Raw genomic sequence first — 16,069 nt, 5'->3', positions numbered from 1 at the left:
AGCGGGTCAGCCCGCAGTGGGCCAGGTCGACAGCGCCTGGTCCACCACCCCATTCAGCACCTCGCGGCTGAACCCCGCCTTGGCCTGCACCCCCATGCCGTGCAGCACCGTGCACAGGTAGGTAGCCAGCGCCGCACAGTTGGCCTTGGGCGGCAGGTCCCCCTCCTGCTGGGCGCGCTCGAAGCGCTCGCGCAGCAACGCCTCGCCGTTGGCCCGAGCATCGATCAGCGCGCGCCGCACGGGCTCCGCATCGTCTGACCCGGCCAGCACGCCATTGATGCCAAGGCAGCCCGTGTGGTCCGGGTAACGGGTATTGAGCTCCACGGCATTGCGCAGGATGTACTCCGCCACCCCGCGCGAGGTGGGCTGCGTGAGCCCCACCGGGATGAAATCCATGTAGTGCTCGTAATACCGCTCTAGCGCCCGCAGGAACAGCGCCTCCTTGTTGCCAAAGGCCGAGTACAGCGCAGGCCGTTCCACCCCCGTGGCCTGCACCAGGTCGGTGTACGAGGCGCCCTCGTACCCCTTGCGCCAGAACACGCACAGCGCGGCATCCAGCGCCACGTTCACGTCGAACTCTCGCTGGCGCCCCATCAGACCACTGCCTCGGCTTTTTTCATAACGGTCGATATTAAACCGCTTGACCCTTTCTGTCGAATTTCATAACATTCGTTATCATAACGATTGTTATGTTTCGATCTGAGCCATCGTGGCGAGGGCGATCAACTCACCCACAAAGGAGTTTTTCATGCAGAAATCATTGGCAGGCAAGGTGGCACTGGTCACGGGCGGATCGCGCGGGCTGGGCGCAGCCACCGCGCTGGCACTGGCAGACAAAGGGGCCGACGTGGCCATCAGCTACGTGGCGTCGGCCGACAAGGCGCAGGCCATCGTCGAGCAGCTCAAGGCCAAGGGCGTGCGCGCCCTGGCCGTGCAGAGCGACCAGGCAGACCCAACGGCCGCCAAGCCGCTGCTCGACGCCGTGCTGGCCCACTTCGGCCAGCTCGACATCCTGGTCAACAACGCCGCCATTGCCGTGCAAGGCAAGGCGGTGGGCGACCCTGGCCTCGATACCGAAGGCCTGGACCTGCAGTGGCGCATCAACGTGCTTGGCGCCGTGGCCACCACGCGCGCCGCAGCGCCTCGGCTGGCCGACGGCGGGCGCATCGTCTTCATCGGCTCGGGCCTGGGCAGCCGCGTGGCCTTTGCGGGCGTGGCGGACTATGCCGGCACCAAGGCGGCCATCGTCGGGTACGCCAAGGGCGTGGGCCGCGACCTGGGCCCGCGCAACATCACCGTGAACGTGGTGCAGCCCGGCATCATGCCCACCGACATGGCCGCTGGCGCAGCCGGCAACCTGCCCGACAGCATCATGGACCTGCACGCCATACGCCGCATCGCCACCGTGGAAGAAGTGGCCGCTGCCGTGTGCTTTCTGGCCGGGCCAGAAGCTGGCTACGTCACGGGCGGCGTGCTCGATGTGAGCGGCGGCTTCCAGATCTAACACAGGGGCACGCACGCATGGCCACCGTCATCGGCATCATCGGCGCAGGCGAAGTCGGCAGCCACATTGCGCGCGCCGCCATCGCCAACGACTACCGGGTAGTGATCGCCAACTCTCGCGGCCCTGAGACCCTGGCAGGGCTGGTTGCCGAACTCGGCCCCCAGGCCCGCGCCTCCACCGCTGCCAGCGCAGCGGCGGCCGGCGACTTCGTGGTCATCGCCGTGCCCCTCAAGCTGGTCAACAACATGCCCGTGCAGGAGCTGGCGGGCAAGATCGTGATCGACACCAACAACTACATGGCCTGGCGTGACGGCCTGTACGCAGTGGTCGAATCGGGCGAGGCCACGGAGCACGAGCTGCGGCAACGGCAGTTGCCCACATCGAAGGTGGTCAAGGCCTTCACCCACATTCAGGCGCCGCGCATCCTCACCGCAGGGCAGCCCGCAGGGAAGCCTGGCCGGCTGGCGCTGGCGGCATCGAGCGACTACCCCGAGGCAGTGGAGGTAGTGGCGCGGCTGTATGACCAGTTTGGGTTTGACACTGTGGACCACAGCCCGCTGAGCGAGTCATGGCGGAGTGGGCCTGGGCAGCCGGCGTGGACGGCGCATTGGAGGCAGACGCGAGAAGAGCTGGCGGGGAATTTATCGAGGGGTCGTCAGATCCGCTCGGAGTGAAGCTGCTCGGCGCCTACTACGAACTGGCCAAGCCATACAACACAGACGACATCGAGGCCGCGTTTGGCCTCAAGGCAGGCGACACCGAGGTGGACGTGACCAACCGATCCAGCTCGCTCAAGACGCTGGAGTGGGAGCGGATTCACGAGGTGCTGGCGGAGACAGGGTTCAATATTTCGGAGACGGTGCGAAGGATGGGGATGCACCGCCGCACGCTGGCACGCAAGCTCGAAAAGCATCAGGTCAGCTAATAAACCCGGTTCGCTCGCGCCGCGCACACGGCGGCCGGCAGGCCGCCCATTCAAGAGCCCTTTGACGGCAAAGTCGCCAGCACTTGGTTCACCCCTACACCTAGAACCTCGCGGCTGAATTCCGCCTCGGCCTGCACTGCCACGCCATAAAGCACGGCGAACGCATCAGTTACCAGCGCGGCGCAATCAGCTGTGGGCATCAGGTCGTCCTCCTGCGGGGCGTACTCGAATTGTTCGCGCAGTCGGCCCCGCCTTTCGCTCGCGTACCGGCGAACACGCCGTTGCCCAGGCACCTAGCCGGGTACGGCTAGCGGACATTGAGGTACACGGCAAAACCCAGGTCATGGACCCATAGGTTCTTCAAGATGGCATGGAAAAACGTGAATTCAAATTCTTGCAAATTATGTGCAAATCAACTAAAACCCTTTCAAGCTAGACAGTGCAGTGCTTCAGCACATCGTTGAGGCGAGGACATTTTTAAATTCATATAAATCTTCCGACGGCATACGACATGGAAAAAATTCAAACCGGCGCAAGCGAGAGTGATGTTGAGCAAAAGTTCATACTACCGCTCTTGCTCCAAGAAAATCCCATGGGCTTAGGTTATTCAATCACCGATTTTCACACAAAGATTGACTTAAAGAAACTCATGCTGGACAAGGGCGCTCATCGGAAACTATACTATCCAGATTTTGCTATTGTTTGCGATGGCCTTCCACTTCTCATTATAGAAGCCAAGAAGCCTGGCGAGGATTTATCGGAAGCGCTACGAGAAGCACGATTGTATGCAACCGAAATTAACGCAAGCTATCCGACTGGCCTTAATCCCTGCGAACGGATTTTTGCAACTGATGGGCAAAGAATATTTGCAGCGTTTACAGATCAACGCACACCGTCAATTGAATTAACCGAACTGGATCTCACTCCAGTTAGCCAAAAATTCGATGAATTTCTATCATTTGCTTCACATTTTGTATTGAAACGTAGGGCAGATGAACTACTCAAGTCCATTCGAACCACCGCTCGCTATTGGAAACCTGTCTTTATGTTGGGTGGGCGAGCTGTAAAAAATGAAATTATTGGAGACAATTCATTCGGCACGAACGTATCGGTTGAATACAAGTATCTTTTCAACCCGGAATCTCCTGCAGATAGAGCTGCCATCGTTAAAAATGCTTACGTGCCATCTAGAAGAAAGCAAGCTCATGTAGCTCCAATCGATCGGTTAATAAGATCAGCCCTCCCAAGGCAGGTTGTAGATGCCAGAGAAATTGAAGACTCAACCAAGCCTGAGGATCTTCTTTCCGCAGTATCTGATTTTGGAAGAACAAATAGTGAAATCTGCCTACTTATAGGAAGCGTAGGCTCCGGAAAATCAACGTTTACAGATTTTCTGCGCCTTGAGGCTCTCCCAACCGGAACATCTAATAATACCGAATGGGTTAGCATCAATCTAAACAAAGCCCCCTTATCCCGCAACACGATTTACAACTGGGTTGTTAAACAAGCAATTGAAGGAATACAAGCCTTACACCCACAAGTGGATTTCGCCGAAATTTCAGTCCTACTGAATATCTTCAAGAAAGATATTTCGATCATTGAACGAGGTAGGGGTGCGCTTTTTGCCAAAGGCTCTGATCGATACAACGAAATGATATTTGACGAGCTCACCAGGTTGCAGAGTGACGCATCGAATACACTAAACGGCCTCATAGATGTGTTCTACAAACAGCGCGGCAAATTGCTGGTACTCGTTCTAGACAATTGTGACAAAAGAACCCAGGATGATCAGTTATTGATGTTTGAGGTTGCATCTTGGATTAAGAGTACATTTTTATGCATGGTATTTCTCCCGCTCAGAGACACTACCTATGATCAGTACAGAAACGAGCCACCTCTCGATACGGTAATAAAAGATTTAATATTTCGAATTGACCCACCACTGCTAGACAGGGTAATCCAAGCTCGCTTGAATTATGCACTCAGAGAAATAGGCGGCCAGCATACAAAATTCTCGTTTTTGACCGGCAATGGTTTCCGCGTGGATTGCGCCCGCTCGCAGGTAGCGACATACTTGAAAGCCATTGTTGCATCATTGTTTCAAGATCAACTTTTCAAAAGAATAATTTCTGGAATTGCCGGACGCAATATGCGGAAAGGCCTTGAAATATTGCTCGACTTTTGCAAAAGCGGGCACATTAGTACAGACGACATCTTGATGATGAAGACATCGCAAGGTGACCACAGACTTCCGCCACACATCATTGCAAAAATATTATTAAAGGGCAAGAGAAAGTACTATAGCGACATCGAGTCGAATATTAAAAATTTATTCGCATCTGATGAACAGGATGCATTGCCAGACCCGTTTGTACGCATAGCGATACTTCAATGGTTAAAAAATCGGAGCAGAGAAGCAGGCCCAAACAGAATTCTGGGCTACCACCAAGCTGGCTCACTAGTCGCCGGTCTGCAAATTGCCGGCCATGCTGAAAATCGCATCATCGAAGAGCTAAAACTATTAATTTCCTATGGCTGCGTTTTTAGCGAAGCACAGAGCGAAATTATGTCCCACGATGATCTTATATCCATCGCTCCTTCTGGGCAAATACATCTCGAATTGCTTAGAAATATTCATTATCTTTCTGCAATGTCGGAGGACGTTTATTTCAGAGAGAATCAACCGGCCAAAAAAATCGCTGACATGATTTCTGGCAATGGAGAATTCCCATCCGACGGACGTCAAGCTGTAATTTTAAATGGTCAAATTCTTCTTGATTATTTGATAAACTACAAGGACAAGTACTTTTTGGGGCATGCGAAAGTAGTAGATGCAGAAAAAGCAGAGCATCTAGTGGACCTACCCAGTATTCGCGACTACGTACAAAATCTAAAAGATAATGACGGCACTTTAAGAAACCGCACTAAAATGGAATCCGATTATCCAGTTGGAACGGAGGTTGAGGCTCAAATTCGTGCAATCTTGCGATACGGAGTTATCGTTGAATTCGGCCTTTCCGGGCGAGGCCTAGCTCACGAGTCAAATTTTAGTAATATTTCTCCAGCAACAAGAGCTGAATTCGAGGTAGGCGACTGGGTAGTAGTGAAAATCCTACAATTTGTGCCGGAAAGGCGAGGATACAGTCTTGCTTTAATCGGGATATCTACTGGAAACCAGTTTGAGGTGGAAGCACAAATAAGCTCATTGGGGAAGTAGGTCCCGATGAATTTTATTAATCAATCTCTTGTTACTATTGAAGTAGCGAGTCGTCCATACTGATCAAATCTACTTCCCCAAGGCCCCGCGCTCCCATAACAAGCGAGAGCGTGAGGGCTCTCTGATCTAGGAATGTAGGCTCAGGGAAACTTTCAATCACCCTAAAGCTCACAAGTCCGGCGTTTAAAGTCATCGATACGTGAGCGTGGCGCTCAGATACTAGCCACGCTGACAAGATACAAGTTGACGAGCTCTACCGCGCCGGCACTCCACCCCGCCATTGCCCCCAATTCCGAACAATGTGGTCCACCACCCGCGTGCCCACCAGCGCCACGTTCTCCACCGTCTCCGCAAAGCCCCCCGCCGTTTCGCCCGGCGCCGGGTCCAGATGCTGCAGCGTGGTTTCCTTGGGGTTGCCCTGGTCAAAATTGACCGCCCCGCGCAGGCTCATCATGCGGTCGGTGCCGTGGGTGCGCTTGACCACCAGGGCAATGGCGGCGGCCTCCATCTCGGTGATCACATAGTCGTCCGCCCCGTAGAGCTTGGCGATGTACTGGGCCTGCTTGGACATGCCGGGGCCGTGGAAAAACGTGTCGCCGGTCATGTGGGTGCCGGTGATGACGCTGGGGCCGCGGCGGGCGGCCTCGTCGGGGTAGCGCTGGCGGTAGACGCGGGCGCCTTCTGAGTCCTTGAGCGGTGCATCAACGCTGAGGTTCATGGCCCAGTCGACCAGCAGGGGGTTGAGCTGAAAGCGGCGGTATTCCTCATAGCCTTTGCGCGGCATGAAGGTGGGCTCGCCGGCCTTGTTTTCCTCAGGCGCCCAGCGGTGGCCAAGGTCGTAGTCGACCAGCCAGGTGCCCCAGCTCACGTCGCCAATGGTGCCCCGCTGCGGCGGCGTGCCGGCCACGCCAGAGATCACGTAGTACGCCTGCGCAAAGTCGAACTTCGGATTCAGCAGAATGGCCTGCATGGACGACGACGAGTTGACCTTGCCCATGCCCAGCACGGCGCCGCACACGCCGTCGGCGTTGCAGTACACGGGGCCCAGTGCTCCGGGTATGGTGATGGGAGTGGCGTACTTCCAATACCGCTCGTACCAGTGCTGGAACTCACCCGCGCGGTCGCCGGTGTTCTTGCCGATCTCGAACATGGCGGCGACGAAGACCTTGACGCGGATGGGCGCGGTGCTGGTTGTTGCAGAGGGCGACGTCGCGCAGCCGGAAATGGACAGCGCAGCAAGGGCCAGCAACAGCCAGCGCACGGGGTGTAAAGACGGGTTGAAGAGCATTGAAAACACCTTGGCGAGAGAAAGGAAAGCGGCTGTGTGCCATGCTGGCCAACACAAGCCAACGGCACCGCAAGAACTGCGCCATTTTGCGCCCCGAACTCGCCCGCCAACAATCAACCGATACCAGCGCACGGCAGGCTCATTTCACCAGCGGCCGCCAATCCAATCGAGTCTTGTCAACGCGCGTCAGTGGCTGCCCCAGCTCCGATGAGGTGCCGCACCGAAATTGGCGTCTGGCCTGGGTTGAAAGGCCGCGTTCGGGTCGATCAATGCACGCACTTCACCGTCGTTGAATCCGAAGGATAAAAGAACGTCGCCCGTGTGCTCGCCCACGAGAGGCGCTCTTGCGCGCCGGGTTGGACTCTGGTCATTGAAGTGAATTGAGGTTCTCGATCTCTCGGACGCCGGCAAAAGAGGCCCTTGCTGGAGGTCATCGTGATTTCATGATCTGATCCATGAAGGCGCGTCAAACAACTGCCTGCATCAATCCAGCTTGACCATCCGAAATCGTGTGTCCACCTACCGCCCCATTGCCTTTGAGCGCTCTGGCCGGATGAAATCGTCCACTCGCAGAGGGCTGCTTCTGCCTGATGGCTTCATCCAAGCGTCCTCGGCGGCATGGTGCAGGTGGGTGCCGTTGTCCAGAGCAAGCGGCAGTACGTTGGCAAGAGCGACGGCGGGCTCTTTAGGGCAACCGACCCGTGCGCGCTGGAATGAATGCTTTCGTTAGAAGATCCGCTGAATGATGAATCTAACGCGGTCTACCGTTTGTGGCGTTGGCAGGATCAGTTGCAATGAAATGACGTCTCCTACGACAAAGTCCTTCAGCATTTCGCCATCCAGTTGCGTGGTGGGATCGCCGCCGAGATTGCCGTTGCTGGCGAAGGTATATGGCACGCCATTGCGCGCTACATGGGTCTCCGTTCCAACGGGAATGCTCATTCTCATTCGAAATGAGTAGGCGATTCTGTAATGGCCGGCTGCCGTGATGGTGGTGTTCGTACCGTCACTGGTCATGCCGATCGAAGTGGGCGGAAAGACGATGGTGTTGGTCCCCGCGCTGACAACGAAAGGAGTTGACAATTGCAGGCTGGTGTAGGTTGCAGCGAATGCGCCTGTCGGCCCGGTGGGACCTGTCGGCCCTGTCGCCCCCGTGGGACCGGCAGGGCCTGTGGCACCCGTCGGCCCTGCAAGGCCCGCTGCTCCTGCGGGTCCAGCCGGCCCTGCAGGGCCCACGCCTCCCCCGCCTGACGAGCCAGATGCCCCGGCAGGGCCGGGAGGGCCTGCCGGGCCACGCGGGCCTGCAATGCTGCGTCCCACCGAGGTGTCTGCGATGTCTGTGACCGTGAACACGGAGGCGCTGCCGGCCTTGGGCATCAGGGTCAGGTCGTAATAGAGCAGCATGCCGTCTGCCCCGACGATGGCCAGGGCCGGCAATACCAGCCTGGAATTGGCAAAGCTGGCAGGCAGCCCGGGGGCGTCATTGACGGTCAGCGCCCGAAAATCCGCAATGGTCAATTCCGAACCGACCTGCAGTTTCTCGCCCGGTTTGCCACGGAAGGTGACATTGAACGCCCCGGCCCCCGGGATGTTGACGGTCGAGGCCGACAAAAGGCCGTCTGTGGTGGAGTAAATGGAATTTGCAGACGCCAGAGAAGCTGCAGCAGCCCCCATTGCAAATGCCAGGAGCGCAGCCCGGCCGATTTTTTGTAGCTTCATAAATTCCCCTGGATGTGCCGCGGCCAGATCGTCCACGGCGTGCGGGCGATGTTACGAAGGGTTGCCAAGAATGTCTGTCCTCTAACTAGATGACAAATGCCGAAAATGCACTGATCGTTTGGCCAGTGAAGCGCCCGACGCCTGGTGGCTCCCGATGCAAAGCATTCGTGATGGACGTTGGCGTTGGCGCCCTGCTGGATCAGCCATTGCCGTTGCGATGCCCCTCGACACTTACCCTGGAGGGCATGGTGCAGCGGGGTGCGCGCCAGGTCGTCAAGGTGCCGAGGCCGAGGCCGTGGCCACCGGCGGCCTGCGGTCGGCGGTCAGCGGGCGGTTCACCTCTTGCGTGCCGGCAACAGCGCGAGCGCGGTGGGCTCACTGGTCTGCACGCTCCTTCAGGGCAAGCCCTAATGCACATGAATTAATTCAAATGCATTATTCATCCCATGACGACTGCCCTTGCCTCGCCCGCCGACCCATCGGCGCCCTCCCCCACAGACCCCCAGGCCACCCGCACCCGCCTCATCGAAGAGGCCATGCACCTCATGGCGCGCGAGGGCATGAACGCCGTATCGCTGCGGCGCATCGTGATTGCGGCGGGGGCGCAGAACCCCTCTGCCCTGCACTACCACTTTGGCGGGCGCGATGAGTTGATCGAAGCGATCACCAACTTCCTGCAGCAATGGCTGGAGCCGCGGGCCTGTGCGCGGCTGGAGGCCCTGGCCCACCAGCCGGGCTACTCCGTGCGCGATGTGGTGGAGGCGGCCTTTGGCCCCGTGATCGCCATGCTGAGCGAGCCCGCGCTGGGGCGCGATGCGGTCAACTTCATCGGCCGGCTGGGGTGGGACTATGGCGAGAAGGGGCAGGAAATATCGGCCGCCCTGCACCGCCGCACGCTGGAGCTGACCTTGGCCCGGCTGCAGGCGCTGATGCCTGGTGTGGGGCGCGAGACCATCCAGTTTCGGCTGCTGCTGACCATGAACGCCGTGTACTACGGCATCTCGTACCGCAGCTATATGCGGCGCTCGCCCTTTGGGCCGATGGAGCTGGCGGGCAAGGGCGATGAAGAGCGACAACAAACCGAATTCCTCGACTACCTCGTCGCTGGGTTGAGCGGTTAATAAAGCTCTGCTGGCGTCGTTGTTTCGCCTTGCCAGCAGCGCTTTCTTAACCACTAACTCCCTGCCGATTGTCGATACGCGTGTGCGTTGCCTGTGCAACGCACCTGCAGCGCCAGCTTGCGCCCATTTTTTACCCACCGCCTCACACAACCATCAAGGAGACAGGCATGCAGAAGAACAAAAGAGATACCAAAAACCACACCGGCGCGCCCCTGCGCCGCACGCTGCTGGGCCTGACCCTGGCCGCCGCGCTCACGGCCTGCGGCGGTGGCGGGCAGGCGCTGGTGGATGGTGGTGGCACCAACCAGGGCGAGTTCACCATCAGCACGCACGAGCTGGCCAGCCGCGCCAAGGCGGCGCGCACGCCGGGCACGGCAGGCGTGACGGTGGCGGCGGGCAGCAAGCTGGCCACGCAGTTTGGCGCGGCGGGGCCGGATTTGAACCGGGTGCGCTACACGCGCTATGGGCTGGCGGCCAACGCGGGCAAGCCGGTGGATGCGGTGCTGGTAGCCATGCCGGGCACGCTGGCGGCGTCGCACAGCTACCTGATATTGGCGGAGAACCTGGTGCGCCGCATGTGGGCCGACCACCAGGCGGTGGTGGAGGTGTGGGGGGTGGACCGCCGCTCGGTGGCGCTGCAGGACATGGAGGGCCTGCAGATCGCAGAGCGCGAGCGCGATGCGGCGCTGGGCCTGAACTTCTTGTACGGCGGCGAGCTGGGGCTGCCCCTGCCGGCCAAGCTGGCGCGGCGCGCGGTGTTCCACGAAAGCCGCGAGATCCCATTTTTGGCGGACTGGACGCCGCAGGTGCATTCGCTGGACCTGGATGCGGTGGTGAGCGCAGCGCACACGGTGGCGCGCGATGGCAATGTGTTTCTGGGCGGGCATTCGGCGGGCACGGGCTTTGTGGCGCGCTATGCGGCCACGGACTTCAACCTCACGGGCACGGGGCCGGCGCAGCCGGGCTACGCCAAGCTCAAGGGGCTGGTGCTGTTTGAGGGCCCCGGCGGTGCGCTGGCAACGGGCGCGCCCACGGCGGCGCAGCTCGATGCGGTGGTGCGCGCGGCCGATGGCGGGCTGTATGCGGCGGTGGCGTCGGGGGCGGAGCCGGGTTTTGTATCGCGCCCGGGCCTTACGCCGCGCGTGAGCGCATCGACCGAGATCGCGGGCATGCAGATGGCCTTTGAGGGCACGATCAACGGCACGCAGGCGCTGCTGCAGGCGGACCAGGGGGGCGTGGCGGGCAACAACGTGTACAACCGCGTGGCGGACTTCACCAAGCGCGACTTCAGGGTGACGGCGGGCGCGGCGATTGGCACCTTCATGGACGACGACAACCTGCAGCGCACGGTGTTCTATTCGGTGTCGATGGGCGCCCTGGGCCCGGCGCGGGCCGATGGCCTGCGCACCTGGCTGGACAATACCGACCCGCTGCCGCCATCCGCGTTCCGTGACTTCGGCCCGCAGCCGGCCACGCTGGTGGCCAACCCGCCCGCCTGGGGCAAGGAGGTGGAGCCCACCAACCTCAAGCGCATGTCGCGCGCGCTGTTTGTGGGCAACACCACCTACAGCGATTGGTACTACCCCAGCTCGGGCCTGCTGCTGGGCAGCGCCGAGGGCAGCGGCGGCGCCAACCTGGGGCTGGATACCAGCGCCCTGTCGCTGCCCGCCAGCCAGGGCGGGCGCGGCCGGGCCGACATCGTGAACCAGACGCAGGCGAAGAAGATCGACATCCCCGTCATCGCGTTTGGTGGCACCAATGGCCTCACACCCGTGGCCGGCATCTGGCGCGGCTTTGCCGAGGCCATTGCGCCCTGCGCCGCGGCCAGTTGCAAGGCCGGCATTGCGCGCACGCCCGCCGGCCAGCCCACACTGGTGGCCAACCGCCAGTACGGCGGGGTGGAGGGCGGCTTCGAGGTGCACATGAGCGAGGGCTACTCGCACGTGGACATCGTGACCGCCGACGACGATGCGACGAACAACGTGATCCGGCCGCTGGCGGCCTTCATGAAGCGCAACGCGAGCGCCGGGGGTGCCAAGTGATGCGCGGTTGCCTTGCCGCAGCAGCGCTGCTGATCCTGGGCGGCCTGGGCGCCACGGCCCATGCGGCAGAACCCGCCCCGCTCGATTGCCTGGGCCCGGTGCAGCACGAATCGCCCGCACCCGGCTCGGCCGAGTGGAAGCAGCGCGATGCCGACAACATGGCCTGCGCGCGCCAGCGCATCGACGATTTTGCGCAGCAGCCCGCCGCCCTGTTCACCCCGGGCAAGACGCCCGCGCTCGACGCCTACCGCAACCCGGCCAGCCATGCGAACGTGCGCTTTCGCTACACCGAGGCGAGCACGCCATCTTCCGCATCGGGCAAGCCGATTGCGGTGGAGATCTACCGGCCCTGCGCTGCGGGCACCTGCACGGGCATGCCGGCAGGGCTCAAGACCTTTGAAGCGCCCTACCCTGCGGTGGTGATCGTGCACGGGGGCTACAGCTCCAAGCGGTTGCACCGCTCGGCCGCGCAGGTGCTGGCAGAGGCGGGGTACATGACGATCGCGCTGGAGACCACCGCGCCCATGGGCACGCACGGGCCCGATGCGCAGAGCGTGGTGGACTGGGTTTTGGCCACGCCATCCGCCCCGCTGGCCGGCGGTGCCTTCCCGCACGGGAAGGAGCTGGACACGCGCATGGTGGGCATTGCCGGCCACTCGCAAGGCGGCAGCACGGCCAGCCTGATCGGCCAGGTGGACAAGCGCATCAGCGCCATCGTGGCGTGGGACAACCTCACCGCGCTGAAAACCGGCTGGGTCGACAAGATCGGCATGGACCCACCGGCGGACGTGGCTATCCGCACGCCGGCGCTGGGCATGGGGGCAGACTATTACTTCAAGGTGGTGCCCACGGCGGAAGCGCCCGAGCCCGCCAAGACCAACACCCAGGGCGGCCGGGGGCGCGGTGCCGAGCCCCACCCCAAGGAACTGGGCTACCAGGAGCTGAAAGCCGCTGGCGTGGACACCATGCTGGTGGTGCTGCGCGCAGGCACGCACCTGGACTTTTCGCTGTTCGGCGGGCCGGCCAGCCGGTATGGCGAGTCGGTGATCAACTACTACACGCTGGCCTGGTTCGACCGCTACCTGAAAGGCGCGCACGACCCGGCGCTGGCGGCCGATGCGTTCCGGCGGCTTACGGCGCAAACGTTTGATGATTCGGCCGACCGGCACAACATCAGCCAGGGGCTGTACGACAAGGCGGCAGCGGGGGATTCGGTGCTGAAGGGCAACCGCCCCTACCTGGTGGGCGGCACGCCGGTGCGCGACCGGCTGTCGTTCTACTTCGCGTCGCGCTGCGCGATCACCAAGCCAGGCAGCACGGTGCGGGTGGGGTCGGAGGACATGCGGGCGGCGGGCTGCCGCTGAGCCGAGGGCAGCGGGTGGCCGCCATGGCCATCGGATGGCGCGCCGCAGTCATGGCGCGCCATCACGCATGAACAGCGAAACGCAAGAACTTTGGCGTGTGGGCGAAGTCCACCACCTGCCGTGAGGCACCTCGCTGCCCGCCCCGGCAGGCACCATCGTTCAACCACTCACATCACCATGCACCCATCCAAACTGCTCGCCATCGCCGCGCTCGCCATCACCCTCGGGGTGCCGGCATTCGCCCAGACGCCCGTCAGCCCCGCCATGGACCAGGCGGCGCAGCTCGCCAGCAGCGACCCCAAGATCGCCGCCAACAAGCGCCTGGTGTATGACTTCTGGCGTGAAGTCTTTGAGTCGGGCCAGGTGAGTTCGGTAGAGAAATACGTGGCCGAGGGCTACATTCAGCACAACCCCAATGTGCCCAACGGCAGGGCCGCGCTGGTTGGCTTCATTTCAAGCCGGCATGCAAGCCCCAAGCCGGTGGAAGACCGGATCAAGGCGCCCCTGGTTTCGATCACGGCCGAGCGTGATCTGGTGACGCTCAGCTTTGTGCGCGAGTACCCCGATCCGAAGGACGCATCGAAGAAGTACACCACCACCTGGTTCGACATGTTCCGCATCGAGAACGGCAAGATCGTGGAGCACTGGGATTCGGCCCTTCGGCAATGAGGCCAACGGCGGGGCGTGGGCGCGGCTGACAAGGCCGATCACCGGGGGAAGCAAGGGTTGCTGCCGCCAACGGCCCTGCCCGGGTCAGTGACAATGGCACCCCTTTCTCCCGGACATGCCTGTGCACAATTCGCCCACCCCGCCAAAGCCGCCTGCGCGCAGCTGGGCCCACACCCGGATCACCGCCACCGCCGAGCAGCGGCGCGTGCTGGACTCCACGGCGCCGGCCATCATCATCAGCGCGCTGGCGGGCACGGGCAAGACGACCACGCTGTGCATGAAGGCCTGCAACCTGCTGGCCAGCCTGCAGGGCCAGCGCGACGCGGGGCCACCGCGCATCCTGGTGCTGGCGTATTCGCGCGCAGGGGTCACGGCGATACGCGACCGCATGCTGCAGCTGCACGGCGCAGTGCCGCGCCGCATGGAGGTGCTGACCATGGAGCAGCTGTGCGAGCAGGTGCTCAAGGAACAGGGCGACCCGGTGGAGCGGCTCGACGACGCGGTGCGCAGGCGCTTCCTGATCCTGCAGGCGCAGCAGGCCCTGCGGCTGGAGCTGGAGCGCAGTGATGGCGGCTTTGGCAGCGATGGCATCGACGACGCCCTGCTGGGCCAGAACGTGGACATCGACGCCTTTCTGGCCTTCGAGGCGCTGGCCAAGAAGCGGTTGCTGGAGCGCGAGGTGGAGGACTCGGGCCTGGACCTGCGCGCGTTTTGTGAAGACCGCGACCTGGACTACGGCCTGTGCCGCCTGTACGGGCAGTACGAGCGCATGCGCGTGGGCATGAACCACGAGCCGCGCTTTTATGCCGACGGCGACTGCACCTTCGAGCTGTGCCGCCAACTGGGTGCGCTGGACTGGGACCAGCCTTTTGAATGGCTGCAGGAGCGCTACAGCGCCGTGCTGTTCGACGAGCTGCACGACCTGGACGAGGGCGCGCTGATGGTGCTGCGCAAGCTGGTGCAGGGCCGCAATGGCTTCTTCGTGGGCGCGGGGGATTTCAACCAGCACATTCACGAGGGCTCGTTCTCGGTGTTTGGTGGCGGCATGGAGCGCGTGCGCGAATGCCTGCCGGCCGACACGCAGGTGCTCACCATCAACACCACGCGTCGCTTTGGCGCCGAGATCTGCGCGGCGCTGAACCCGCTGTTCGGCGTGGAGTTTGCGCCGGTGGCGGGTAGCTCGGACGCGTTTGCGCACCAGACCTACGACAGCGACGCGCACTGCGCGGCGCAGCTGGTGGAGCTGCATGGGCAGATCGTGAACGGCTGGGGGGCGCTGCAGGAAAGCAAGGGGGACCAAGGCGCACAGCACAACAGTTCGCTGAACGTGGTGCTGCGCAACCCGCAGGACAGCATCTTGCTCGAATGGGTGTTTGGCCACGAGGGCGTGCACTACGGCTGCCAGGGCATGAGCCCCTTCTACCTGCGCCGCGAGGTGGCGCTGGCGCTGGCGTTGATGTGGGCGCTGCAGGGCGATGACGGCCATGAGCGCTACCTGACCCCGGGCATCGTGGGCGCTGCCGTGGAGGGCCTGCTGCACTATGGCCGCCGCACGGCGCGCAGCGGCGCGGCCGACGTGGACCTGCTGGCCCAGGGCCAGTTCGACAACGCGGGCTGGACCGACCTGCCCGGCGCCGACGAGGGCAGCAAGCTCGCCGCCACGCTGCACAGCGGCGCCGCGCGCATGCGCCGCTACATCGCGCACGGCACGCTGAACCCGAATGCGCCCGAGCTCAAGGATGCCTGCGCCGAAATCATGGCCCTGCCCGCTGCCGCGCGGGCCGCCGTGCTGGCCGATGCCGGCGCCTTCTGCCAGCACCCGCTGGTGCGGCGCATCTTTGCCGATGCGCCCATCAACGGCACGGAGCGCAGCGCCTGCCTGGCCAGCCTGCAAAGCCTGGCCCACCTGGCGCACGGCCTGCCGGTGGCGGAGCTGCTGGGCAGACTCACGCTGCTGGTGACGACGAGCATCAGCATGCACCAAAGCCAGGAGCCCATCAGCCTGCGCCTGTTGAGCGTGGACGCCTGCAAGGGCCGCGAGTTCACCTTTGTGGCCGTGCCCTTCGTGGAACGCGGGCGCTTTCCCGGCCCCGCATCGCACCAGGAGGCCTACCGCGAGCGCAACATGCTCTACGTGGCCACCACGCGGGCGCGGGCCGCGCTGTGGGTGCTGGAGAGTGCGGCCAAGCCGGTGTGGCCAGGGCCGGTTTAGGCCCGCCC

General features: G+C 62.2%; 12 protein-coding genes and 1 pseudogene. 9 read left to right on the top strand and 4 right to left on the bottom strand.

Going from position 1 to position 16,069, the window contains the following annotated elements:
* Window positions 1-6: 6 nt before the first annotated feature.
* Window positions 7-594, bottom strand: a complete 588-nt coding sequence (locus AC0IZS_RS18080) for a TetR/AcrR family transcriptional regulator (protein ID WP_471636864.1) — start codon at window positions 592-594, stop codon at window positions 7-9.
* A gap of 154 nt (window positions 595-748) precedes the next feature.
* Here AC0IZS_RS18080 and AC0IZS_RS18075 point away from each other — a divergent pair, with 154 nt between their 5' ends.
* The 3 genes and pseudogenes from AC0IZS_RS18075 to AC0IZS_RS18065 form a co-directional block, all read left to right on the top strand.
* Window positions 749-1,504 carry an SDR family NAD(P)-dependent oxidoreductase gene (locus tag AC0IZS_RS18075; RefSeq protein WP_057268040.1) on the top strand — a complete coding sequence of 252 codons (756 nt, stop codon included), beginning with the start codon at window positions 749-751 and terminating at the stop codon, window positions 1,502-1,504.
* A 17-nt stretch (window positions 1,505-1,521) separates the two neighbouring features.
* Window positions 1,522-2,178, top strand: a complete 657-nt coding sequence (locus AC0IZS_RS18070) for an NADPH-dependent F420 reductase (RefSeq protein ID WP_471636863.1) — start codon at window positions 1,522-1,524, stop codon at window positions 2,176-2,178.
* Window positions 2,179-2,183: 5 nt separating this feature from the next.
* Window positions 2,184-2,429 (top strand): annotated as a pseudogene (locus tag AC0IZS_RS18065) (response regulator transcription factor); the annotation flags it as partial.
* Between the two features lie 50 nt (window positions 2,430-2,479).
* On the opposite strand, the gene AC0IZS_RS18060 reads toward AC0IZS_RS18065, so the two are convergent.
* The gene (locus AC0IZS_RS18060; RefSeq protein ID WP_471636862.1) at window positions 2,480-2,629 is read right to left on the bottom strand and encodes a hypothetical protein; all 150 of its coding nucleotides are present in this window, start codon (window positions 2,627-2,629) and stop codon (window positions 2,480-2,482) included.
* Between the two features lie 311 nt (window positions 2,630-2,940).
* Here AC0IZS_RS18060 and AC0IZS_RS18055 point away from each other — a divergent pair, with 311 nt between their 5' ends.
* A complete protein-coding gene (locus tag AC0IZS_RS18055; protein WP_471636861.1) occupies window positions 2,941-5,646 on the top strand; it encodes a type I restriction endonuclease in 2,706 nt (901 codons plus the stop codon).
* Window positions 5,647-5,899: 253 nt separating this feature from the next.
* Here AC0IZS_RS18055 and AC0IZS_RS18050 read toward each other — a convergent pair whose 3' ends face one another.
* Both AC0IZS_RS18050 and AC0IZS_RS18045 read right to left on the bottom strand, forming a co-directional pair.
* A complete protein-coding gene (locus AC0IZS_RS18050) occupies window positions 5,900-6,934 on the bottom strand; it encodes a purine-nucleoside phosphorylase (RefSeq protein ID WP_471636860.1) in 1,035 nt (344 codons plus the stop codon).
* Between the two features lie 726 nt (window positions 6,935-7,660).
* Window positions 7,661-8,689: a hypothetical protein gene (locus tag AC0IZS_RS18045; protein ID WP_436218993.1), complete on the bottom strand. Its 1,029-nt coding sequence runs from the start codon at window positions 8,687-8,689 to the stop codon at window positions 7,661-7,663.
* Window positions 8,690-9,099: 410 nt separating this feature from the next.
* Between AC0IZS_RS18045 and AC0IZS_RS18040 the strand changes: the two genes are divergently transcribed.
* The 5 genes from AC0IZS_RS18040 to AC0IZS_RS18020 all read left to right on the top strand — a co-directional run bounded on the left by AC0IZS_RS18040 (window position 9,100) and on the right by AC0IZS_RS18020 (window position 16,061).
* The gene (locus AC0IZS_RS18040) at window positions 9,100-9,774 is read left to right on the top strand and encodes a TetR family transcriptional regulator (RefSeq protein ID WP_471636859.1); all 675 of its coding nucleotides are present in this window, start codon (window positions 9,100-9,102) and stop codon (window positions 9,772-9,774) included.
* 167 nt (window positions 9,775-9,941) lie between these two features.
* Entirely contained in the window at window positions 9,942-11,816 is a 1,875-nt protein-coding gene (locus AC0IZS_RS18035; protein WP_471636858.1) for a hypothetical protein, read from the top strand.
* Window positions 11,816-13,180: an alpha/beta hydrolase family protein gene (locus AC0IZS_RS18030; RefSeq protein ID WP_471636857.1), complete on the top strand. Its 1,365-nt coding sequence runs from the start codon at window positions 11,816-11,818 to the stop codon at window positions 13,178-13,180. Before AC0IZS_RS18035 ends, AC0IZS_RS18030 begins: the two co-directional genes overlap by 1 nt.
* 177 nt (window positions 13,181-13,357) lie before the next feature.
* Window positions 13,358-13,849 (top strand): nuclear transport factor 2 family protein, encoded by a 492-nt coding sequence (locus tag AC0IZS_RS18025; protein WP_471636856.1) that lies wholly within the window; start codon window positions 13,358-13,360, stop codon window positions 13,847-13,849.
* A gap of 121 nt (window positions 13,850-13,970) precedes the next feature.
* Entirely contained in the window at window positions 13,971-16,061 is a 2,091-nt protein-coding gene (locus AC0IZS_RS18020) for a UvrD-helicase domain-containing protein (RefSeq protein ID WP_471636855.1), read from the top strand.
* Window positions 16,062-16,069 lie beyond the last annotated feature (8 nt).

The organism is Acidovorax sp. AC410, assembly GCF_979253235.1.
This window is presented reverse-complemented; position numbering and strand designations above follow the sequence as displayed.

What these genes read in the sequence shown, in the direction of transcription:
- AC0IZS_RS18050 (WP_471636860.1), bottom strand. Translation starts at nt 6,934, where the DNA reads ATGCTCTTCAACCCGTCTTTACACCCCGTGCGCTGGCTGTTGCTGGCC.
- AC0IZS_RS18030 (WP_471636857.1), top strand. Translation starts at nt 11,816, where the DNA reads ATGCGCGGTTGCCTTGCCGCAGCAGCGCTGCTGATCCTGGGCGGCCTG.
- AC0IZS_RS18035 (WP_471636858.1), top strand. Translation starts at nt 9,942, where the DNA reads ATGCAGAAGAACAAAAGAGATACCAAAAACCACACCGGCGCGCCCCTG.
- AC0IZS_RS18075 (WP_057268040.1), top strand. Translation starts at nt 749, where the DNA reads ATGCAGAAATCATTGGCAGGCAAGGTGGCACTGGTCACGGGCGGATCG.
- AC0IZS_RS18055 (WP_471636861.1), top strand. Translation starts at nt 2,941, where the DNA reads ATGGAAAAAATTCAAACCGGCGCAAGCGAGAGTGATGTTGAGCAAAAG.
- AC0IZS_RS18070 (WP_471636863.1), top strand. Translation starts at nt 1,522, where the DNA reads ATGGCCACCGTCATCGGCATCATCGGCGCAGGCGAAGTCGGCAGCCAC.
- AC0IZS_RS18040 (WP_471636859.1), top strand. Translation starts at nt 9,100, where the DNA reads ATGACGACTGCCCTTGCCTCGCCCGCCGACCCATCGGCGCCCTCCCCC.
- AC0IZS_RS18060 (WP_471636862.1), bottom strand. Translation starts at nt 2,629, where the DNA reads ATGCCCACAGCTGATTGCGCCGCGCTGGTAACTGATGCGTTCGCCGTG.
- AC0IZS_RS18080 (WP_471636864.1), bottom strand. Translation starts at nt 594, where the DNA reads ATGGGGCGCCAGCGAGAGTTCGACGTGAACGTGGCGCTGGATGCCGCG.
- AC0IZS_RS18025 (WP_471636856.1), top strand. Translation starts at nt 13,358, where the DNA reads ATGCACCCATCCAAACTGCTCGCCATCGCCGCGCTCGCCATCACCCTC.